This is a genomic window from Marinomonas alcarazii (genome assembly GCF_003208215.1).
Classification (GTDB): Bacteria; Pseudomonadota; Gammaproteobacteria; order Pseudomonadales; family Marinomonadaceae; genus Marinomonas; species Marinomonas alcarazii.
In genome coordinates this window covers 540447-562593 of sequence record NZ_QKLW01000001.1, presented here as the reverse complement: position 1 = coordinate 562593, position 22147 = coordinate 540447, and the positions used below count along the sequence as shown (strand labels likewise).

Annotated in this window: 19 protein-coding genes; all 19 read right to left on the bottom strand. The window is 44.3% G+C overall.

Going from position 1 to position 22147, the window contains the following annotated elements:
- Window positions 1-15 precede the first annotated feature (15 nt).
- Complete coding sequence (gene mutT / locus DFP75_RS02500) at window positions 16-396, bottom strand: 8-oxo-dGTP diphosphatase MutT (RefSeq protein ID WP_110571918.1); 381 nt, start codon at window positions 394-396, stop codon at window positions 16-18.
- A complete protein-coding gene (gene argJ / locus DFP75_RS02495) occupies window positions 396-1616 on the bottom strand; it encodes a bifunctional glutamate N-acetyltransferase/amino-acid acetyltransferase ArgJ (RefSeq protein WP_110571917.1) in 1221 nt (406 codons plus the stop codon). Before argJ ends, mutT begins: the two co-directional genes overlap by 1 nt.
- A gap of 15 nt (window positions 1617-1631) precedes the next feature.
- Complete coding sequence (secA, locus tag DFP75_RS02490) at window positions 1632-4334, bottom strand: preprotein translocase subunit SecA (protein ID WP_110571916.1); 2703 nt, start codon at window positions 4332-4334, stop codon at window positions 1632-1634.
- A 143-nt stretch (window positions 4335-4477) separates the two neighbouring features.
- On the bottom strand, window positions 4478-5395 hold the full coding sequence (gene lpxC, locus DFP75_RS02485; RefSeq protein WP_110571915.1) for a UDP-3-O-acyl-N-acetylglucosamine deacetylase: 918 nt from the start codon (window positions 5393-5395) through the stop codon (window positions 4478-4480).
- 105 nt (window positions 5396-5500) lie between these two features.
- Entirely contained in the window at window positions 5501-6733 is a 1233-nt protein-coding gene (ftsZ, locus tag DFP75_RS02480; RefSeq protein WP_110571914.1) for a cell division protein FtsZ, read from the bottom strand.
- Between the two features lie 39 nt (window positions 6734-6772).
- Window positions 6773-8044, bottom strand: a complete 1272-nt coding sequence (ftsA, locus tag DFP75_RS02475; protein WP_110571913.1) for a cell division protein FtsA — start codon at window positions 8042-8044, stop codon at window positions 6773-6775.
- Window positions 8045-8119: 75 nt separating this feature from the next.
- Window positions 8120-8800 carry a cell division protein FtsQ/DivIB gene (locus DFP75_RS02470; protein ID WP_110571912.1) on the bottom strand — a complete coding sequence of 227 codons (681 nt, stop codon included), beginning with the start codon at window positions 8798-8800 and terminating at the stop codon, window positions 8120-8122.
- A 3-nt stretch (window positions 8801-8803) separates the two neighbouring features.
- Window positions 8804-9757 (bottom strand): D-alanine--D-alanine ligase, encoded by a 954-nt coding sequence (locus DFP75_RS02465; protein ID WP_110571911.1) that lies wholly within the window; start codon window positions 9755-9757, stop codon window positions 8804-8806.
- A gap of 1 nt (window position 9758) precedes the next feature.
- Window positions 9759-11180, bottom strand: coding sequence for a UDP-N-acetylmuramate--L-alanine ligase (murC, locus tag DFP75_RS02460; RefSeq protein ID WP_110571910.1), 1422 nt, complete (start codon window positions 11178-11180; stop codon window positions 9759-9761).
- Window positions 11177-12250: an undecaprenyldiphospho-muramoylpentapeptide beta-N-acetylglucosaminyltransferase gene (gene murG, locus DFP75_RS02455; RefSeq protein ID WP_110571909.1), complete on the bottom strand. Its 1074-nt coding sequence runs from the start codon at window positions 12248-12250 to the stop codon at window positions 11177-11179. The genes murC and murG overlap by 4 nt, the downstream gene beginning before the upstream one ends.
- A complete protein-coding gene (gene ftsW, locus DFP75_RS02450) occupies window positions 12247-13434 on the bottom strand; it encodes a putative lipid II flippase FtsW (protein WP_110571908.1) in 1188 nt (395 codons plus the stop codon). The genes murG and ftsW overlap by 4 nt, the downstream gene beginning before the upstream one ends.
- Window positions 13431-14780 carry a UDP-N-acetylmuramoyl-L-alanine--D-glutamate ligase gene (murD, locus tag DFP75_RS02445; RefSeq protein WP_110571907.1) on the bottom strand — a complete coding sequence of 450 codons (1350 nt, stop codon included), beginning with the start codon at window positions 14778-14780 and terminating at the stop codon, window positions 13431-13433. Before murD ends, ftsW begins: the two co-directional genes overlap by 4 nt.
- Before the next feature lie 9 nt (window positions 14781-14789).
- On the bottom strand, window positions 14790-15872 hold the full coding sequence (mraY, locus tag DFP75_RS02440; protein ID WP_110571906.1) for a phospho-N-acetylmuramoyl-pentapeptide-transferase: 1083 nt from the start codon (window positions 15870-15872) through the stop codon (window positions 14790-14792).
- 14 nt (window positions 15873-15886) lie between these two features.
- The gene (locus DFP75_RS02435) at window positions 15887-17233 is read right to left on the bottom strand and encodes a UDP-N-acetylmuramoyl-tripeptide--D-alanyl-D-alanine ligase (RefSeq protein ID WP_110571905.1); all 1347 of its coding nucleotides are present in this window, start codon (window positions 17231-17233) and stop codon (window positions 15887-15889) included.
- Entirely contained in the window at window positions 17223-18689 is a 1467-nt protein-coding gene (locus DFP75_RS02430; protein WP_110571904.1) for a UDP-N-acetylmuramoyl-L-alanyl-D-glutamate--2,6-diaminopimelate ligase, read from the bottom strand. The genes DFP75_RS02435 and DFP75_RS02430 overlap by 11 nt, the downstream gene beginning before the upstream one ends.
- Window positions 18690-20453, bottom strand: a complete 1764-nt coding sequence (locus DFP75_RS02425; protein WP_110571903.1) for a peptidoglycan D,D-transpeptidase FtsI family protein — start codon at window positions 20451-20453, stop codon at window positions 18690-18692.
- A complete protein-coding gene (ftsL, locus tag DFP75_RS02420) occupies window positions 20450-20728 on the bottom strand; it encodes a cell division protein FtsL (protein WP_110571902.1) in 279 nt (92 codons plus the stop codon). The genes DFP75_RS02425 and ftsL overlap by 4 nt, the downstream gene beginning before the upstream one ends.
- A complete protein-coding gene (gene rsmH / locus DFP75_RS02415; RefSeq protein ID WP_110571901.1) occupies window positions 20721-21659 on the bottom strand; it encodes a 16S rRNA (cytosine(1402)-N(4))-methyltransferase RsmH in 939 nt (312 codons plus the stop codon). Before rsmH ends, ftsL begins: the two co-directional genes overlap by 8 nt.
- Window positions 21656-22111 (bottom strand): division/cell wall cluster transcriptional repressor MraZ, encoded by a 456-nt coding sequence (gene mraZ, locus DFP75_RS02410; RefSeq protein ID WP_110571900.1) that lies wholly within the window; start codon window positions 22109-22111, stop codon window positions 21656-21658. The genes rsmH and mraZ overlap by 4 nt, the downstream gene beginning before the upstream one ends.
- Window positions 22112-22147 lie beyond the last annotated feature (36 nt).

Genomic DNA, 22147 nt, shown 5'->3' with positions numbered 1-22147 from the left:
TGTTCGCTGCACTAACTACTTAATCAGATCAGCAACAATTTCTTTGTTCGCCTCAGGGAAGTCATAAGAAGGCAGATCAGAAACTGGCACCCAAGCGGTTTGCTGACCCTCACTCCCCACTGGCTCACCATCAAACTTTGTTACTTTATAAAAACAAAGCTCAACTTGTTTATCGCCATAATCATGGGCAATGGTCTTAAAAAAAGAGTACTCAGTGACAGCGATGCCACACTCTTCTTTTAACTCACGCTGCAATGCAGTCTCTGGAGATTCCATAGGTTCACACTTACCCCCAGGAAACTCCCATAAACCACCCTGATGCTGGCTTGACTTGCGAAGAGCAATAAAAACCAAATCATCGCGAACAATAATACCGGCAGCAACTCTAACCAACATTAGGTACGGTACTCAGCATTAATAGTGACATACTCATGAGAAAAATCCGTCGTCCAAACAGTATCAGATTCAGATCCCATTCCTAAGTCGAGCACTATATGTATTTCTTCTGGTGCCATTGCTTCTTTCCCATGTTCCTCCAAATAATCTGGAGAACGACCACCATCACGAGCTACTTCAAACCCGTTGATATGCAACTGAACATGATCAACATTTAAACCTTCAACGCCCGCACGACCAACAACCGCCAAAATACGACCCCAGTTAGGATCTGAAGCAAACAAAGCCGTTTTCACCAAAGGTGAATGAGCAATCTCGAAGGCAACTTTCGTTGCATCAGACTCAACAGAAGCGCCTATAACTTCCACAGTGACAAACTTAGTTGCCCCTTCACCATCGCGCACAATCGCATGAGCAAGCTCCTGCATAACCTCAGTAAACGCAACAATAAAAGCTTTTGCCAGTGGCTCATCGACCGAAGAGACTTTTGCATTGCCTGCCATTCCTGTTGCAACCGCAACACAAGAATCATTTGTAGAGGTATCACTATCAACGGTAATACGGTTAAAGCTCTTGTTAACAACATCCTTCAGAATCGACTGAAGAACATCTTGCTCCATCGCAATATCACTACACACGTAACCCAGCATAGTCGCCATATTAGGACGAATCATACCGGCGCCTTTGGAGATACCAGCAATAGAATAAGAACGACCTTCATGTTCGAAGGTACGCACAGAGCCCTTTGGTAAAGTATCCGTTGTCATAATACCAATACCAGCAGAACGCCAGTTATCACCAGACAGATTTGCAAGTGCTGATGGTATTGCTGCAATGATCTTCGCTACAGGCAAAGGCTCTCCAATAACACCGGTAGAGAAAGGCAATATAGATTCAACGCTCACACCTGTTTCATGAGCCAACGACTCACACGTTTTCAGTGCCGTTTCCAAACCTGATTTACCAGTACCAGCATTAGCGTTACCTGTATTAATCAACAAATAACGACTGTTGGATAAGCCTAGATGTTTTTGACAAATACGCACGGGTGCTGCACAAAATGCGTTTTGAGTAAAAACACCCGCAACAGAAGCACCTTCGCATAACTCAAAAATGACAACATCTTTTTTATTAGGCTTTTTGATACCTGCTTCTGCAACACCAATTCTTACCCCTTTTATTTCCGGAATAAGAGGAAAATCATGCAACCCTACAGCCATTTAAACTTTCTCCAGTTAAACAAGACTACCGTGACACTGCTTATATTTCTTACCAGACCCACATGGGCAAGGCTCATTTCGACCTACTTTAGGATATTCTTGCGACTCGCTAGAGCCATCGTCTAAAGCATTCAATGAATCATGAACCATACTCATTGTTGTTTTTTCTTCTTGTGCCTTGCGAGCCGCTTCTATTTTTTCGGCTTCTTCTGCAGACTGAACTCTCACACGAGCAATAATTTGAATCACTTCAAACTTAATCTGCTCTAGCAAGCCTTGGAACAGCTCAAACGATTCACGTTTGTATTCCTGCTTTGGATTCTTTTGTGCATAACCACGCAAATGAATACCTTGTCTAAGCATATCCATCGTCTGAAGGTGCTCTTTCCAAAGAGTATCAAGAACCTGAAGAAGCACTTGCTTCTCGAAAGCTCTAAACGAACTTGCGCCAGCAACTTGCTCTTTTGCTTGGTAATCTTCAACAAAAGCATCCAGAATTTTCTGACGCAGAGGTTCTTCGTACAGTTTTTTGTCTTCTTCTACCCATTTTGCAATAGGAAGCTCTAGGCCAAACTCATTACGAATCTTATCCTCTAATCCTGCAAGATCCCACATGTCGAAGATACTTTGCGGCGGAATAAACTCATCAATAACCCCAGCAACTACCTCTTCTCGCATAGCTGAAATAGCCTCAGAAAGATCTTCTGATACCATCATATCAAAGCGCTGACGATAAATTACCTGACGCTGATCATTCGCAACATCATCATACTCAAGCAATTGCTTACGAATATCAAAGTTACGACCTTCAACTTTACGCTGGGCCTTTTCAATCGCATTCGAAACCATCTTATGCTCTATGGCTTCACCCTTCTCCATACCCAACGCCATCATCATTTTCTTGATGCGATCAGACATGAAAATACGCATTAAATTGTCTTCTAATGACAAGTAGAAGCGTGAAGAACCAACGTCGCCTTGACGCCCTGCACGTCCACGCAACTGGTTATCAATACGACGAGACTCATGACGCTCAGTACCAATGATATGCAAACCACCGGCAGCCAATACAGACTCATTTCGAGACTTCCAATCCGCCTTCAACGCATCGATACTTTCTTGACTAGCTCCTTCGCCCAGCTGATCAATCTCAACCTGCAAATTACCACCCAATACAATATCTGTACCACGACCCGCCATATTGGTAGCAATGGTAACAGCACCAGGACGACCCGCATCTGCAATGATCTGAGCTTCACGCTCATGCTGTTTAGCATTTAGAACATTGTGTTTTACGTTTTTCTTCTCAAGATAATTTGACAGCAACTCAGAATATTCAATAGAAGCCGTACCCACTAATACAGGACGCCCTTGCTGAATAATTTCTTCAATATCCAAGACAATCGCTTCAAACTTGTCTTCCGTCGTCATGTAAATAAGGTCGTTATAGTCTTTACGCTGAACCTGACGATTGGTCGGAATAACAATGACGGATAGACCATAAATTTGCTGAAACTCAAAAGCTTCCGTATCGGCTGTACCCGTCATTCCAGATAATTTGTCATATAGACGGAAGTAATTTTGGAAAGTCGTCGACGCCAATGTCTGACTTTCCGCCTGAATCGTCACACCCTCTTTTGCTTCTACTGCTTGGTGGATACCCTCAGACCAACGACGACCTGGCATGGTACGACCCGTATGCTCGTCAACGATGACGATTTGATCTCCTTGAATCACATAATCAATGTTTTTCTTAAAGATAACATGGGCCTTCATACACGCATGAACATGGTGCAATAAAGAAAGATTTCCTGCCGCATAAAGGCTTTCACCTTCACCCAACAATCCTTGCTCTACCAGCCACGCCTCAACAAACGAGTGACCTTCTTCGGTTAACTCGATACTGCGCTGCGACTCATCAAAAATATAATGCCCAGTAGCCGCATCACCCTCAGCATCGTCAGAACTTTCTTGCTTGGTCAGTAATGGCGCCAACTGGTTAATCTTACGATACTGCTCAGAACTGTCTTCTACAGCACCAGAAATAATAAGAGGCGTTCTCGCCTCATCTATTAGGATGGAGTCGACTTCATCCACTACAGAAAAGTTCAAATCACGCTGAACACGATCTTCTAGGCGGAACACCATATTGTCACGAAGATAGTCAAAGCCAAATTCGTTGTTCGTTCCGTAGGTGATATCACATAAGTAAGCCGACTTCTTCTCATCACGATCTTGACCAGAAAAAACAACACCGACACTCATGTCTAAAAATTCATAAAGTGGACGCATCCAATTCGCATCACGTTTAGCAAGGTAATCATTCACCGTAACAACGTGAACGCCTTTAGACGTCAATGCGTTCAAATACACTGCAAGCGTTGCAACAAGCGTTTTACCTTCACCTGTTCGCATCTCTGCAATTCGACCTTCGTTCAAAACCATTCCACCAATGAGCTGCACATCAAAGTGGCGCATCCCCATCACACGACTACTGCCTTCTCTGACAACAGCAAACGCCTCAGGCAAAATAGAATCAAGTGATTCGCCTTTATTTAAACGTTCACGAAACTCGCTGGTTTTTCCTGACAAATCATCGTCTGATAATTTTTTGAGAGATTCTTCGAATTGATTAATTTGCGTAACGATTTTTTTATATCGTTTTACTTCTCGGTCATTCTTTGTGCCGACAATTTTTTTAATTACGGTTCCTAACATCTTGAACTCAACGTAGCCAATTAGTAATAAACACAGTCTACCACGGTAATGTGAGACAAAACATGAAATATCAAGGACCTAAATACAAAAAAACCAGACATATTGTCTGGTTTTTTTGTATTCGGTTAAGAATTAATCACTTATTAAGCGCCAACAAAAGCTGGCTCCACATAAGAAATAGGCGTTGTTTGCGCTTCATCTTCGAAAACAACATATTCCCAAGCGTCTTGATGCTCAAGCAAAGCTAACAAAAGTTTATTATTCAAAGCATGGCCTGATTTATAAGCTTTGTATTCACCGATAAGACTGTGACCCAAAAGATAAAGATCACCAATCGCATCCAATACCTTATGACGCACTAGCTCATCACGGTAACGCAAACCTTCATCGTTCAGGACGCGATAGTCATCAAGAACAATGGCATTTTCCATGTTTGCGCCACGAGCAAGGTTATTATTTTTGAAGTATTCTAGATCCTTCATAAAACCAAAAGTACGTGCGCGGCTAATTTCTTTCACAAAAGTAGTCGTTGAAAAATCAAACGACGTGCTTTGCACATCTTCACCAATGGCAGGATGCTGAAAGTCAATTGTAAACGACAGTCGGAAACCTGAATGAGGCTCAAGAGAGGCATATTTATCGCCCTCATCAACTCGAATAGGCTTCTTAACTCGAATGAATTTCTTCGGTGCGTTTTGAGCTTCCAAACCAGCAGACTGCAGAAGGAAAACAAAAGGGCTTGCACTTCCATCCATAAGAGGAATTTCGCTAGCGCTTACTTCTACATAGGCGTTATCAACACCTAGACCAGCCATGGCTGACAACAAATGCTCTACAGTACTAACCTTCACATCACCCTGACATAAAGCCGTAGCAAAATTTGTTGACCCTACTGCCTTCGCATCGCCATGAATCTCTACAACTGGATCCAAGTCTGTACGAACAAATACGATACCCGTATTCACAGGAGCAGGTTTTAATGTCAAATACACCTTCTCGCCAGAGTGTAAACCCACTCCAGTAGCTCGAATAATGTTCTTTAGTGTGTGTTGGCGTACCATTTGATTCCTACATTTTTATGACTGGATACTATTCTTTACAAATAATATCAATAACACATTTTATATACAATCCAACCTTTTGATATTGCATCGTTTTTGCTGAAACTAATCAGCTTGTCGACGCAAAAACGCTGGAATGTCCAAATATGACAATTTATCGCCACTTGAAATAGAAGATGAATCCGTTGATTCTTTCTTTTCATCCAAGTTTTTCTCTACAACTTCCACCTTGGTATTAAGCGAAGGCTTAGACTCAGGAGGAGCCACTGAAACTTGCGCTTCAGTGTTTTCTACAACTTGTTGCTCCACCTTTGTCATAACCGGTTGAGAGACAGCAGATTCACCAACAGCAGACTTCATTTCAACTGCGGTACGACCCTCTAAACCAGTAGCAACCACCGTAACTCGCATCTCATCACCTACACTAGGATCGATAGCACAACCAATTACGACAGTAGCATCTTCCGATGCATATTCTTCAATAATTCCACCAACCTCAGTAAACTCGGACAACCCAACTTCTTCGTTGGCTGTAATGTTTACCAGCACACCACGTGCACCTCTAAGATTGATGTCTTCAAGCAATGGATTGTGAATTGCGGCCTCAGCAGCCACTCTCGCTCTATCCTCACCTGATGCAGACCCCGTCCCCATCATCGCCATACCCATCTCAGACATAACCGTTCTTACGTCTGCAAAGTCGACGTTGATCAAACCAGGTCGCATGATCAAATCTGTTATACCCTGAACCGCATTAAACAAAACATTGTTTGCTTCACCAAATGCCTTCAGCAGGGAAATATTTTTTCCCAATACTGGTAACAAGCGTTCATTCGGTACTGTTATTAATGAATCGACATTTTCACGCAATTCTTTAACACCATCTTCTGCAACGCGTGCTCGACGACGGCCTTCAAACGGAAAAGGCTTAGTAACAACAGCAACCGTCAATATACCAAGCTCACGAGCCACCTTAGCAATAACGGGAGCAGCACCTGTTCCTGTACCACCGCCCATACCAGCGGTGATAAAAACCATATCAGCGCCAGTTAACAACTGGGTAATCTTTTCTTGGTCTTCTAAAGCGGAGTCGCGCCCCACCTCAGGGTTTGCACCTGCACCCAATCCTTTTGTGATCGTTGAGCCCAGTTGCAAAGAAACACCTGTCTCGAAACCTATCAGAGCCTTGGAATCCGTGTTAGCACAGATAAATTCCACACCTTCCAATCGGTTCTCAAGCATGTGACGCACGGCATTACCACCGCCACCGCCAACACCAACAACTTTAATAACAGCATTATCTGATAGATTATCTTCGGCTAAATCAAAGACATTCATGGGCTTATCGCTCCTCAATAAATTCGTAATCACTTCTGACTAAATATAACTTTGAAACCAGTGTTTAAGTTTCTGCCACGCCTTCGCTGCACTGAAGGATGACCCGATTTCTTTAGGTGCCAGAACTGACGTTTCTCGTTTAGTTTGCGTCTTAGACATCATTCGTTTCGAGATTTCCGTTACTTCAGCCTCTTTACTGCCATAAGCCAATAATCCAACACTTGTTGAATATATAGGGTTATCGACAATGTCCGACATTCCTTTAGTACTATCTGGTAAAGATAGTCGAACAGGCATCTGGAAAACCTTCTCCGCCAGTTCAGCTGCCCCTTCCATTAGGGACGTACCCCCAGTAATTACAATACCTGCAGGGATACGCTCAGCATATCCACTGCGCCTTAACTCATCTAAAACTAAATTGTAAATTTCTTCATACCGAGCCTCTACAACTTCAGTTAAGGCATGGCGTGTAATAGATCTTGGTTGACGATCCCCAACACTTGGCACTTGAAGAACCTGCTCAGCAGAAGCCATAGAAGACATTGCACAAGCATACTTCACTTTAATTTCTTCTGCGTGTTGAGTCGGAGTACGCAGAGCCATCGAAATATCATTCGTGACCTGATCACCCGCCACCGGAACCACTGCAGTATGGTGCAACGCGCCATCAATCCAAACTGCGATATCAGACGTTCCTGCACCGATATCTATTAAACAAACACCTAAATCTTTTTCATCTTCACTTAGTGAAGATTCACTGGAAGCCAGCTGTGAGAGAATGACACCATCCACTCCCAACCCACAACGCTTAATACATTTCTCCACATTCATCACAGCGTTCACGGCGCCTGAGATTAAGTGGACATTGGCCTCTAAACGAACACCAGACATTCCCAAAGGATCTTTGATGCCTTCCTGCGAATCTATGTGGTATTCCTGAGGCAGAATATGTATCACTCGCTGATCTGAAGATATTGGCACAGCTTGCGCGGCATCAATGACTCGATCAATATCTTCTTTTTGCACTTCGCCATTTTTCACCGCCACAATGCCATGAGAATTCAAGCTGCGTATATGGCTCCCAGCAACACTGACATAAACAGAATGTATATTACAACCTGCCATCAATTCAGCTTCCTCAACAGCTCTTTGGATAGACTGCACTGTTGACTCAATATTGATGACAACACCACGCTTCATACCCTTTGAACTATGAGAGCCAATACCGACAATTTCCAAACTACCATCAGCTAGAACTTCGCCAACCAAACAGATAACTTTCGATGTGCCTACATCCAAACCGACTATCATTTTACCTTCCCGGCATTACGTGTTTTTATGGAGACCCTCTTCATGCTGTACAAAAAAGCAACAAACAGGCCAACATTATTTATTTTTTGCCCAACCCACTGCTACCCCATGAGGATAGCGAGCATCGACAGACGTTATTTGATCTATTCTACCCGATAAATCACTTTTATACACCGCTATAAAGCGCTGTAACCGTTCTAATATCTCGGTTCTTCCTAGCTTGACGGCTACTCCATTGGTAAAAACAATATTCCAAGCCCCCCTTGGCTCCAAGGTGAGAGAAAATATCCGCAATGAAGAGGAAGCAAGCACTTGGCTTACTAAACCAAACTGCTCGAGCACAATATCGCTTGAACCTTCTGGACCATAAAGCCGAGTAAGCGGCAAATCAGGCACCGTCTTTGGAGTAATAACGGCAGCAGAGGTGGAAAGAACTTGCCTATCCCCCCAGTATGCTAGAGGCGTATGCTCATGAACAAGCACCTGCAACGTATTTGGCCAAACTTTACGAATCTCTGCACTTGCCACCCACTCTGATGACAAAACTGTCGCTAAGGCGTCCGACAAAGAAACACTTAAAAGGCTCTGATTGAGCAAAGAAGAAAAATCGGACTGCAACTCTGCTTTCTTTGCATATTTCAGATCCCCTTTGATCTCAATATTCTCGATAGCAAACCAAGTTTCAGAGGATTCATTTCCCTGAAATGTCGCCACCAATATTAATAAAATCGCCCCAATGAGTGCCGCTATTCTCATACGCTAGTTACGCCCAACTTTATCCCAAGCACTTTGCGCAATCTTCTCTACTAATGAAGCATAGTCAATTCCAACATAATTAGCCGCCATAGGAACCAAACTATGAGATGTCATACCCGGCGCGGTATTCACTTCCAACACCCAAAAGACCCCAGCTTGATCGCGCATTACATCAACACGCCCCCAACCAGAACAACCCAATGAGCGATAAGCATCCAACGCCAGCATTTGCAGCTCATTTTCATCATCTTCATTCAGGCCACAAGGTAGTAGATACTCGGTATCATCCGCAATGTATTTTGCCTCATAGTCATACAACTTATGATCAGGGGCAGGCTTAAGCCCTATTGGAGGATAAGCCACGTCATCGATAATCGTTATCGTGAATTCAGGCCCATCAACAAACTCCTCAACCAGAACATCAGAGTCATACTCAAGCGCCTTAAGAAGCGCTTCATCAAGCTCCGCTCTGTTAGTGGCTTTGTTAATTCCAATAGTAGACCCCTCTCTTGAAGGCTTTACTATCACTGGATAAGACATCTGTTCTTCAATGACATCTGCATCAGCATGCCCAACAAAAGACAAATAAGCTGGCGTCGGAATACCAATACCATGCCAAAAGCGCTTAGTTAGCACTTTATCCATTGCCAACCCACAAGCCAAAGGCGAGCTTCCCGTATAAGGCTTACCAAGCATTTCAAGCAAAGCTTGAACTCGACCATCCTCACCTTCACCACCATGCAAAGCGATGAACGCCACATCGAATGATACAGACTGCAATTGCACAATAGGATCCAACAGCCCATCAGCGCCATAAAGATCCACTTCTACAACCTGGAAACCTTTTGACCTAAGGCCTTCCGCGACCAAAGGACCGCTTTGCATCGACACTTCACGTTCAGCCGAGCGGCCACCATAAATAACAGCAATCACTGCTTCTTTTAGTGTTTTTAACATCTTAAATTCCGCTCACTGATAAGTTTTTCGATACCATGCCAATGTCACCAGCACCTTGCGTAATAAACAAATCTCCCTCACGCAGGACATTACTTAAAATGGAACGCAAATCCGCCTCACCGCCAACATGAATAGGATCAACATTACCACGCTGACGAATACTGCCACACAAAGAACGACTGTCAGCACCGTTAATCGGGACTTCTCCAGCTGAATAAACATCAAGCAGCAGCAACACATCCACCTGAGACAAAACCCGAACAAAATCTTCGTAAAGGTCGCGAGTCCTAGTGTAACGATGCGGCTGATACACCATCACCAATCGTTTTTCTGGCCAACCTGCACGAATTGCCTTTATCGTTGCCAAAACTTCACTCGGGTGGTGACCATAATCATCAATAAACATCACATTAGACCCGTTCGGAAGCTCTAACGGTTTTTGTTCTTGGAAGCGACGACCAACCCCTTCAAACCCCATCAAACCAGCCTGAATAGCACTGGCATCAACACCTAAATCTGTTGCTACTGCAATCGTTGAAAGCGCATTTAATACATTGTGACGCCCAGGCATTGGCAAACGAATCTTCAGCGGCTCACCCTCAGGACGGTGGGCTAAAAACTCGCAGTAGCGACCAGTTTGGACAATGTCGGTCGCATAGAAATCAGCCACTTGATCTATCCCGTAAGTCAAAACAGGACGACTCAGTAATGGCAGAATTTCGCGAACATTTTCATCATCAACACACAACACTGCCAAACCATAAAATGGCAGGTTATGCACAAACTCTACGAATGTATGCTTCACTTTCTCAAAGTCACCATCGTAAGTATCCATATGATCTTCATCAATGTTGGTCACTATGACTGTCTGTGGCTGCAAATGCAGGAAAGAAGCATCGCTCTCATCCGCCTCAGCAACAAGATACGCACTGCTACCCAATTGCGCATTCGCGCCAGCACTGGTTAAACGACCACCGATTACAAAGGTTGGTGCCTCACCAGTTGACGCCAAAATAGACGCCATCAAACTTGTTGTGGTTGTTTTGCCATGGGTACCAGCAACCGCAATGCCATGGCGATAACGCATAAGCTCCGCCAACATCTCCGCTCTACGAACAATAGGAATACGATGCTCTTTCCCCCAAATAATTTCTGGGTTTTGCTCATTTACCGCAGTAGACACCACAATAACATGGGCGTCATACACGTTTTCTTCTAAATGGCCGAGATAAATTTTGATCCCTAACTCTTCAAGTCGCTCTGTTGTCGAGGACGCCTTAAGATCTGACCCTGATACCTGATAGCCTTGGTTATGTAACACCTCGGCAATACCACACATCCCAACACCACCAATACCGATAAAGTGAATATTTTGGATACGACGCATTGTCGGAATATCGTACTGAGTTTTGTTATTCATCATGATTTAATTAACCTTAAACAGTGTGCAACAACATCTTGTGTTGCATTTGGATGAGCAACCAATTTGGCCTGCTCACCCATTTTCAATAATGTCTCTTCACTCTCTACAAACTCAGAAAGCAATGAAATGATTTTTTCACAAGTTAACTGTGGTTGAGGCAATAAATAAGCGCCTCCATTTTTTTCTAAATACAGTGCATTGGCCGTTTGATGATCGTCAATTGCGTAAGGATATGGAACCAAAATAGACGGCAGCCCAGCAATGGCCAGCTCACTTACCGTCATAGCACCTGCCCGACACAATACGATATCCGCCCAATAATACGCTTGATCCATGTTATCCAAGTAAGGCTCAACCCGTGCATCCACTCCAGCCTCACGATACATGTCTGAGACCGCATCAAAATTACGAACTCCGGTTTGATGCCAAACATCTAACCGCTGAGAAAAAGGCCATTGCGCCAAAACTTGCGGGACCACATCGTTAATTGCCTTAGCTCCCAAACTACCGCCTACAACAAGTAATCGCAGCGGTCGCGCAACACCACTTCTAGATTCACGAACCCGCTGATCTAAAATAGTGTTCCTAATTGGATTGCCAACACTAATAGCCTTTGGCAAAGCACCATCAAAAGCCTGTAACCTTAAACTTGCCACTTTGGACAGTAATTTATTTGTTGTCCCAGCAATGGCATTTTGCTCATGAATAACCAAAGGAATTCCCAGAAGTCGAGCTGCCACACCGCCAGGGCCTGCCACAAACCCGCCCATGCCCAACACAACATCAGGCTTAACCTTTTGCAAAACGGCCACAGCTTGGCCTATCGCATGCAACACTCTAAACGGCGCTGCCAACAAACCAAGTAATCCTTTACCTCTCACGCCTTTAATAGATAAAGAGTGCAAAACAATATCCTGCTTAGGCACAAGAGACTCTTCCATGCCTCCTTTCGAACCTAACCACTGAACATCTAAACCTTTGTCCCTAAAACTATGAGCACAAGCCAATGCTGGATAAATATGGCCACCCGTTCCGCCAGCCATAATAATGACCTTATTTACACCACTCATGCTGCACTCTCTTTCAATTTAGAAGATTCTCCCGAATCGTTTTCAACACGTCGATTTTCAATATCCACACGCGCAACAACAAACAAACTGCTCAAAGTAATAATCAGGCTACTGCCACCATAACTAATAAGAGGCAACGTAAGTCCTTTAGTCGGTAAAAAGCCTGTATTCACGCCAATATTAATGATTACCTGAGCCAAAATAAGAATGGAAAAGCCGAAGCACATATAGCCAGCAAACGGGCGAGATAAAGTCATAGCACGACGACCAATTTTAAAAGCCCGCGCCACCATCACTGCAAACAGAAAGATCAGCAACAAACCACCAAACATACCGGTTTCTTCAACCCAAATGGAAAACACAAAATCCGTATGCGCCTCCGGCAGATAAGATAGCTTTTGCACACTATTACCAAGCCCCAAACCAAACCATTCCCCGCGACCATAAGCAATTAAGGCCTGACTCAACTGATAGCCTTCATTAAACGGATCCGCCCAAGGGTCGATAAAGTTCATCAAACGTTTCAATCGATAGCTTTCTGAAATTGCAACGACGCCTAGCATCAAAACCGCACCGATCATCAGCAATAAAAACTGATACAAAGGCGCGCCGCCCAAAAAGAGCAGCACCATCACCGTACCAAGTAGAACAACGGACGCACCGAAATCTGGCTCAAACAAGAGAAACAATAGAAAAATACTACAAAGACAAAGAGGAAGAACGAACCCCACCCAACCTTCTCGCACTCGATCCGCTCTACGCACCAGATAACCAGAGACGTAAACCACCATACAGACTTTAGCGACTTCAGACGCCTGAAGGTTAAACACGACAAGGTTAATCCAGCGACGACTGCCATTAACACTCTTACCAATCCCCGGCATCAACACAAGAATAAGTAAGATGAGCGACAAGCCCATCATCAAAATGCCCCATTTATGCAACTGGCTTGTCGGCAATGACAATAAAATCCAACCTGAAATCAAACCAATAATCAGATACAGAGCCTGTCGCACCATAAAAAAGTAAGGGTGACCGTGAATATTTTCAGATATAGAAATGGAAGCACTTGAAACCATCACCATTCCAAGCGCTAGAATAGCCACAACAGAAGCTACGAAAACCGCATCGACCTGAGCAAATTCACGAATAGAAACTCGGTCAAATACCTTCAACCATTTCATAATGCATTAACCAACCGAGCAAAATGCTCACCGCGTACTTCATAATTTTTATACATATCTAGACTGGCGCAAGCAGGCGAGAACAAAACAATATCTCCCTCTTTGCCATCCTGCCCGATACTGGCCACAATTTGATCCAAGGTATCAAAGTGCTTTACTTCAGCATCTGCGGGCAACACTTCAGCGATTCGTTCTGCGTCTTTCCCAAACAAATACGTGGTGCGTACAAAATCTTTTACAGGTTTAGCAAGTGCTCGAAAATCGGCCCCTTTTCCTTCGCCGCCGGCAATCAGTACAATATTTTTAGTCGCAGACGAGCCAAGCCCTTGAAGCGCCGCTAAGGTTGCCCCCACATTTGTGCCTTTTGAGTCATTGATGTAAGTAACCCCATTGTGCGTACGAACCGTCTCACAACGATGTGGCAAACCACCAAATTCGCTTAATACTTTAGCAATAGGTTCAGACATGACATCCACACCCAACAACTCAATCATCGCCAGAGCAGCCAAGACATTGGCATGATTATGAGAGCCCTTTAGGGCGATTTGAGAAGTGTGATACAGCCTTTCAACACCACGACAAAGCCAAGCACCATCCCCATCCTTAAGCATGCCGTACTCTTTTAGATCGGGGCTTTTAGTCGTAAAAGCACGGACAGGGACGCCCTCAGCCAACAGCGGAGCCGTCAAGATATCCTGTTTATTACATACGGCCGCTTTACAACCGCGATAGACTTTTTGCTTAGCCCGCTGATACTCATAAAGATCTTTATAACGATCCATATGATCTTCGGAAACATTCAGGAGACAGGCCAAATCAGCCTGAAGAGCATGTGTCGTTTCTAGCTGAAAGCTAGACAACTCAAGCACATAGAAATCAGTATTAGGAGCCAGCAAATCCAAAGCTGGCAAGCCTAGATTACCGCCTGCCTTAGCATTTTTACCACACGCCTGAAGCAGTAATGCGACCAAAGTCGTTACCGTACTTTTGGCGTTCGATCCTGTAATAGCAACAAAAGGCGCATCAACATAATCGCAGAACAAATCGATATCACCACGCATAGCCACACCACGCTCAGCAAGGCGAGCCAAAACAGGTGTGCGTAACGCGATACCGGGACTTACAAACAGCTCTGTCACCCCAAGGGTTTCAAGCACCTCTAAATCACCAGTAAAGATCCGCTCTTCAGAGCAAAGTTTTTTTGCCTCTTCCAAGCCAGGTGGATTTTCACGAGAATCCACCACGTAAAATTCAATTCCCTTGCTAGCCAAAAAGCGCACACAAGACAAGCCTGTCGCTCCCAAGCCGACAACGGCTCTTATCCGATCTGACCCGATCAACGACATGCAAAACTCCTAGCGTACTTTTAAGGTTGCAAAACCTACTAAAACAAGACAAACAGTGATAATCCAAAAACGAACAATCACTTTAGGCTCAGCCCAGCCCTTTAATTCGAAGTGATGATGGATTGGTGCCATCCTAAATATTCTTCGTTTGGTCAGCTTATAAGAGGCAACCTGCAAAATGACAGACACTGTTTCCATAACAAAAACACCGCCCATGATGAACAACACCAATTCTTGGCGAACAATCACAGCAATGGTTCCTAATGCTGCCCCCAAAGCCAAAGAGCCAACATCGCCCATGAAAATTTGCGCAGGGTAAGTGTTAAACCACAAAAAGCCCAAACCAGCCCCGGCAAGGGCGGCACAAAACACCAGCAACTCCCCAGAACCATGCACATATGGGATAAGCAAATAATCTGCAAATCGTATATTACCGGTCAGGTAGGCAAACACACCAAGTGCTCCACCGACTAAAACCGTCGGCAGAATCGCCAACCCATCTAAACCATCCGTCAAGTTCACAGCATTACTCGTACCGACAATTACGAAATACGTCAGCACAATAAAAAACGCACCTAAAGGGATGGCAACATCTTTAAAGAGAGGCACAATCAGCGCCGTTTCAGCCGGAGTGCTCGCTGTGTAATACAAATAAAAGGCAGCCGCTAGACCAAACACACTTTGCCAAAAATACTTCCAACGACTAGGAAGGCCACGCGAGTTCTTCTCAACCACTTTGCGATAATCATCGACCCAACCAACAACACCAAATGCCAGCATAACCAACAAAACAACCCAAACATATTGGTTACGCAAATCGCCCCAGAGCAATGTACTCACAGAGATAGAAAATATGATCAGCGCTCCGCCCATGGTCGGGGTGCCAGCTTTAGACAAATGTGTCTGAGGGCCATCATTACGAACAGACTGACCAATTTGCAAACGCTGCAAAAAAACAATGACTTTATTCCCTATCAAAAGAGAAATAGCCAACGCGGTAAGCACACCCAAAATGGCACGCAAAGACAAATAATTGAATACGGTAAAAAAGGTATGGTATTTACTTAAATACGCCGTGAGCAGAAGTAACATTGTTAAGGAATATCCTAATTGATTAATGCTTCAATGACATTTTCCATTTTAGCGGACCGAGATCCCTTTACTAAAATGGCGTGTTTTTTATCTAGAGGTCTAACAACCGTCGCCGCCTCATTATGGGTTTCACAAAATATTGCGTTTCCCCCTTTATCCCTAAATGCCACTCCAGCAACTTTCGCTACCGGGCCGACACAAATCAAATAAGATATTCCTTTATCTCTCGCATATTCACCCAAGCCATAATGAATCGCATCTCGCTGCTCACCCAATTCACCTAAAGCCCCTAAAATTAACCAGGTCTCTTCTACAGACTGCATCGATAACACATCTATTGCAGCCTCAACTGACTTTGGGCTGGCATTGTAGCAATCATTAATTATAAGAGCGCCATTTTTTGCCTTAAGGCGCTCTAATCGCCCTGATACCAGCACAGGTGCGGCTAATTTATCAGTCGCTTGTTTAAAATCAATACCTAGAATCAACATAGCTAAAACAACCGCCATGCCATTGGCAATTTGATGCTTTCCAGCACCTGCGATAGTGACGGGTAAAGCTTCCCCATCATAATGAAACAGTGCTGAACTAGACTCTGCACCTAAAACTATTTCAGAGGCATAGAGACTCGCCGCTGCAGTAAAGCCAAACGAATAGACGTTACGATCACCAGCCAAGCCACACCAATAATCAAAATACTCATCATCGGCGTTCAAAATGACACTAGCAGCAGATGAAGAGCCAGATATTAATGCGCCCTTTTCCTTGGCTATACTTCCAAGATCGCCTAGCCCTTCAAAATGACTTCCGCTGGCATTCGTCAATATCACTATATCCGGATGCGCTATTTTTGCTAATAACGGAATTTCACCCGTAAAACTGGTACCCGCTTCAATGACTGCAACTTGATGATTCTCTTCCAGTTCAAGCAATGTTTGCGGCACACCAATTTGATTGTTCAAATTGGCGCGTGTTTTTAACACATTTTTATTGCTAAGAGACTGAGCTAACCAATCTTTTACGGTTGTTTTACCATTACTACCGGTAATACAGACAACTTCACCTTTAAAGGCATCTCTAACCAAGCGGGCTATTGCGCCATAAGCTAATGTTGTATTGCTCACTTTAACGTAATTTTGCACATCTACATCGCGCTCAGAGACAACAGCAAGCGCGCCACCATCTATCGCTTGAGTGACATAATCATGACCATCAAAACGTTCACCTTTAATAGCGACAAAAATACAGCCACTTGTGATTTTTCTTGTATCCGTAACAACTGCGTTTATTTCACAATCATCACCAACAAGCTCGCCATTACAAGCTTGTGCAATATCTGAAAGAGTAAGATTAATTAACATAGCTTTTCACCCCCTTCAGAGCCTCTTCTTTATCGTCAAAATGATGCTTAACACCCTTTATATCTTGATAAGACTCATGACCCTTTCCAGCGATCAACACAACATCGTTCGGCCCTGCAGACAAAATAGCCTGCTGAATTGCCACTCTACGATCGGGCTCAAAACTAAATGCCTCACCCTCATTTGTCTGTGACAACACATCTGCAAAAATCTGGTCTATTGATTCTGTACGCGGATTATCCGACGTCAACCAAACATAATCTGCATTTTGCATAGCGGCCGCCATCATCAAAGGTCGTTTACCACGATCCCTATCGCCTCCACAGCCAAACACGCAAATCAAGCGCCCACTGGCATGTTCTCTCAATGCTTGCAGCGCAACTTCTAAAGCATCCGGCGTATGTGCGTAATCAACCACTACAATAGGTGCATTTGGACATTGCACCTTATCCATACGTCCGGGCGCGCCGCGTAACGAAGACAGACCTGATATCAACGCCTGCTTATCTTCGACGTCATACCAAAGACTCGCCAGTGCAGCCAAAGCATTTTGTATATTAAAACGCCCCAATAAAGGCAAAAATACCGACGACTCCCCTTCAGGATGACAAAGCAAAAAACGACTCCCTGTCGGCTCAAGGGTTAATTGCTTAACATAAAAATCCGCTTCGGGGTTATGCTCGCTATAGGTATGACGGGCCGACGTAGTCGCACCCTCAGCCATAAAACCAGAATAAGAATCATCAAGGCAAAAGACAGAATGAGACACCGTCTCTACAGAAAATAAGCGCCGCTTAGCCAACGCGTAGGCATTCATATCACCATGGTAATCCAGATGATCACGAGAAAGGTTTGAAAATACCGCCGTCTGAAAAGGAACCCCTTCTATACGCCCTTGATCCAAAGCATGAGAAGACGCTTCAAAGGCAACAAAGTTTACGCCCTTTTCAGCCATATTCATTAAAGTAAGATGCAAAGACAAAAGATCTGGCGTAGTTTGTTTTGCTTCGGCCAAATCCCCTAAAGCCCCAACGCCAAAGGTTCCAACCAAACCGCTGTTGAAGCCCACAAAATTCGCCAGTTGAGCAATATAAAAGCAAATGGAAGATTTACCGTTTGTGCCAGTTACAGCCACCATATGCCCGGGCATACTACCAAAAAAGCCATGCAAACAAGACACTAACAACGCCGCAGGATCAGCGACAGAAATGAGTTCTATGTTATCGTGCTGTAAGTTCAGGTCAGAAGGCACAACGGCCACCTTGCAACCTAAGGCAGCAACATTATCCAAATAGTCCCAACCATTAGATGTAACACCCGGCAAGGCAAAAAAAACGCAATCCTCATCCACTTTACGACTATCGGTTTCTAACCGGCTATAAAAAGCAGAATGCGGATTACCCTCTACAGAGTAACCCGCCAATTTAAGTAATTGATCATGTCTTAATTGCCCCATTTAACCACCCTGCACAACTTGATATGGCACTTTCTTGGGTTCCAAACGCACCTCTCTAAGTCCTTCGGGCAGGTCTGGGTAAATATTCAATGTTGTTAACGCCCCTTCCATCACGCGTGAAAAAACAGGAGCAGCCACTTCACCGCCATAATACTCGCGACCTTTAGGATCATTAACCATAACGACCATTGCCAATCTAGGGTTAGAGGCCGGAGCAACACCTGCAAACAAAGCGATATACTGGTCGTATTCATACCCTTTCGAGCCTACTTTATGAACCGTACCTGTCTTTCCTGCAACACGATAACCGGGAATTTTTGCCGCTTTACCAGAGCCTTTTTGAACAACAGACTCCATCATTTTCACAACATCACGCGCTACTTTTTGAGGAATAACCTGCTTACCATCAGCCGGAACATCCTGTTTAAAAATAGTCACAGGCACACGATAACCATCATTAGCCAATGTCATATAAGCCTGAGCCAACTGCAATGTGGAAACAGATAAACCGTATCCATACGATAACGTCGCAATCTCTGACGGATGCCATTTAGGATGAGAAGGAAGAACCCCAGAAGCCTCACCCGGAAAGCCAATGCCAACTGGTGAACCTATGCCTAATTCATAGTCCATATTCCAAACCGCGTCTTGCGGTAGTGACAAAGCAATCTTTGATGCCCCAACGTTACTTGATTTGATTAATAGTTTTTCAAAATCAATCACACCATAATTGGCAGCATCACGAATCGTAAATCGACCAAAGCGCAAATAACCTGGAGAAGTATCAATGGTCGTTTCAGTTGTGTACTGGCCAGACATTAAAGCAGCCGAAATAGTAAAAGGCTTCATGGTTGAGCCAGGCTCAAATAAATCGATCACTGCACGGTTACGCAACTCTTCATATTCTAGTTTAGAGCGGTCATTCGGGTTATAAGATGGCTGATTGACCATAGCCAAAATCTCACCGGTTTTCACATCCAAAATCACAGCAGAAGCGGATGTAGCTCGGTGCTCTTGAACCGCAGCTTTAAGCTCTCGATAAGCCAAATATTGCAATCTCAGGTCAATACTAAGCTCAATATTTTCACCAGGGTGCTCCGTTTCATCCACACCGACACCACGAATAATATTGCCCGATAGATCCTTCACATAACTGCGTCGGCCAGGCTGACCTTCCAGCGCTTTATCGTAAGCAAGCTCTATGCCTTCTTGGCCTTTGTCATCGATGTTAGTAAAACCAACAACATGGGCTGCAACCTCGCCCGCTGGGTAAAATCGCTTATATTCTTTCGTCTTACTCACACCGACAACATGCGCCGCCATAATAGCATCAGCTTCATGGGGAGGAATTTGGCGTCTAAGATACATAAAAGAACGCGTCTTATTGGCTTCAAACCGTTCTTGCAACCACGCTCGCCCTACACCCATAACCTCAGCAAGGCGCTTAATTTCTTGTTCAGGGCCAATATTCATAGAAGGATCGCGAGGCATTTTCCACAGTGCTTTTGGGTTTGCAATAATAGTCCATGTTGGTGTACTTACCGCCAAAGGCTCACCTCGACGATCTAAAATCATGCCTCTCGTTGCAGGAATAGACTCAGTGCGCACTGCACGCATTTCACCCTGGTTTTGTAGGAAAGCTTTATCAACAACCGTCAAATGAAACAGTCGCCCCCCAGCAATGAGGAACAACAACAAGGCGATAGCATATACAAACCTAAAGCGCCATTTTCCTGGTATGTGAACACTATTATCAATTTTCATGGTTTCACTATTATCAATTCATCCTGAGAAGGAGCATGCATATTTAAATCTTTAATAGCCGCTTGCTCTAAGCGGCTAGGCTGAGTCAGAGCACTTTGCTCAAGAAGCAACTGCCCCCATTTCACTTCATAATCCACTTCGTCTTGCTTCAACGTTTGAAGGTAAGAAAAGTCTTTTCTAAAGTCGTAAACTTGAATAACAACAGCAATTGAAACGATAGCCAGCAACACGACACCGACAGCAAACACCAGCGGCGAAAAGCGCGACTTAATCACTGACTCGCTCCAACACTCGTAACACAGCGCTACGCGAGCGCACATTTTCACTCACCTCTGATTGAGAAGGCTTAATCGCTTTACCAACCGTCTTAAATTTAATGTCGAGGTGTGCGTTACGAATAGGCAAATGTCTTGGCAGCTCAGGCCCTTTTGATTTCAACTTCATAAAGCGCTTAACAATTCGATCTTCAAGAGAATGAAAACTGATAACCGCCAAGCGCCCACCCACTTTCAATGCTTCTGCCGCCGCATCTAAGCCTACTTCCAAGTCGCCTAACTCATTATTGATATGAATTCGGATACCCTGAAATGCTCTAGTCGCTGGATTTTTGCCTTTTTCCCAAGCAGGGTTAGCCTCAGCAACAATTTTAGAAAGCTGAAGCGTTGTCAGGATTGGAGTATGTGCACGGTACTCACAAATCGCCTTCGCAATACGACGGGAGAATCGCTCTTCGCCATATTGATACATCACATCGGCCATTTCTTTTTCACCAGCAGAAGCAATCCATTCAGCAGCACTTAAGCCTTTATCTGGATTCATGCGCATATCAAGCGGGCCATCATTCATAAAACTAAAGCCACGTTCAGCATCGTCAATTTGAGGAGAAGAAACCCCCAAATCCATCATCACGCCATCCACTCTATCAACACCAAACACACTTGAAATATGCTCAGCCATGTTCGCGAAACTGTCTTGAACAATAGAGAAGCGTGAATCTTCTTGCTCTAATGCTTTGCCATAACCTATTGCCACAGGATCTTTGTCAAATCCCAGCAATCGGCCTTTGTCTAATCGGTCTAAAACCAAACGAGTATGCCCCCCACGGCCAAACGTCCCGTCTACATACAGGCCATTCGTGTCAGTTACGAGCATATCGACGGACTCATTAAGCATGACGCTTATGTGTTCTGCCATCGTCTTTGTCATAAAGAAATATCCATCATGGTTTCAGTTTGTAAGTCTCCAAGAGCATCTTGGGACAAATAATCTTCTCGTTGTGCTTCCCACTCTTCTTGGCTCCAAATTTCTAATTTTTTGCCTTGACCAAGAATCGTCAGCTTTTTATCCAGTCGAGCAAATTCACGCAGTGGCGCAGGAAGCAAAATTCGCCCAGCTTTATCCACTTCTAAATCAGTCGCATGACCAACTAAAAGACGCTGTAAACGGCGCGCTTGTGGCTGGAAAGTTGGCAACTTATCTAACTTTTGCTGGATCTGTTCCCACTCTGACAAGGGGTAAAGCAACAAGCATCTCGACACGGGATCAATGGTAACGACGACACCATCATCGTCATATTGGGCGAGATCATCGCGCAAGCGTGCAGGGAGCGACATTCGCCCCTTCACATCAACGCTTACCTGATGAATCCCACGAAACATTGTCATATCCCACTTATCGACACTTTATCCCACAAT

Coding starts and splice junctions, on each gene's coding strand:
- mutT (WP_110571918.1), bottom strand. CDS start 396: ATGTTGGTTAGAGTTGCTGCCGGTATTATTGTTCGCGATGATTTGGTT.
- argJ (WP_110571917.1), bottom strand. CDS start 1,616: ATGGCTGTAGGGTTGCATGATTTTCCTCTTATTCCGGAAATAAAAGGG.
- secA (WP_110571916.1), bottom strand. CDS start 4,334: ATGTTAGGAACCGTAATTAAAAAAATTGTCGGCACAAAGAATGACCGA.
- lpxC (WP_110571915.1), bottom strand. CDS start 5,395: ATGGTACGCCAACACACACTAAAGAACATTATTCGAGCTACTGGAGTG.
- ftsZ (WP_110571914.1), bottom strand. CDS start 6,733: ATGAATGTCTTTGATTTAGCCGAAGATAATCTATCAGATAATGCTGTT.
- ftsA (WP_110571913.1), bottom strand. CDS start 8,044: ATGATAGTCGGTTTGGATGTAGGCACATCGAAAGTTATCTGTTTGGTT.
- DFP75_RS02470 (WP_110571912.1), bottom strand. CDS start 8,800: ATGAGAATAGCGGCACTCATTGGGGCGATTTTATTAATATTGGTGGCG.
- DFP75_RS02465 (WP_110571911.1), bottom strand. CDS start 9,757: ATGTTAAAAACACTAAAAGAAGCAGTGATTGCTGTTATTTATGGTGGC.
- murC (WP_110571910.1), bottom strand. CDS start 11,180: ATGATGAATAACAAAACTCAGTACGATATTCCGACAATGCGTCGTATC.
- murG (WP_110571909.1), bottom strand. CDS start 12,250: ATGAGTGGTGTAAATAAGGTCATTATTATGGCTGGCGGAACGGGTGGC.
- ftsW (WP_110571908.1), bottom strand. CDS start 13,434: ATGAAATGGTTGAAGGTATTTGACCGAGTTTCTATTCGTGAATTTGCT.
- murD (WP_110571907.1), bottom strand. CDS start 14,780: ATGTCGTTGATCGGGTCAGATCGGATAAGAGCCGTTGTCGGCTTGGGA.
- mraY (WP_110571906.1), bottom strand. CDS start 15,872: ATGTTACTTCTGCTCACGGCGTATTTAAGTAAATACCATACCTTTTTT.
- DFP75_RS02435 (WP_110571905.1), bottom strand. CDS start 17,233: ATGTTAATTAATCTTACTCTTTCAGATATTGCACAAGCTTGTAATGGC.
- DFP75_RS02430 (WP_110571904.1), bottom strand. CDS start 18,689: ATGGGGCAATTAAGACATGATCAATTACTTAAATTGGCGGGTTACTCT.
- DFP75_RS02425 (WP_110571903.1), bottom strand. CDS start 20,453: ATGAAAATTGATAATAGTGTTCACATACCAGGAAAATGGCGCTTTAGG.
- rsmH (WP_110571901.1), bottom strand. CDS start 21,659: ATGACAAAGACGATGGCAGAACACATAAGCGTCATGCTTAATGAGTCC.
- mraZ (WP_110571900.1), bottom strand. CDS start 22,111: ATGTTTCGTGGGATTCATCAGGTAAGCGTTGATGTGAAGGGGCGAATG.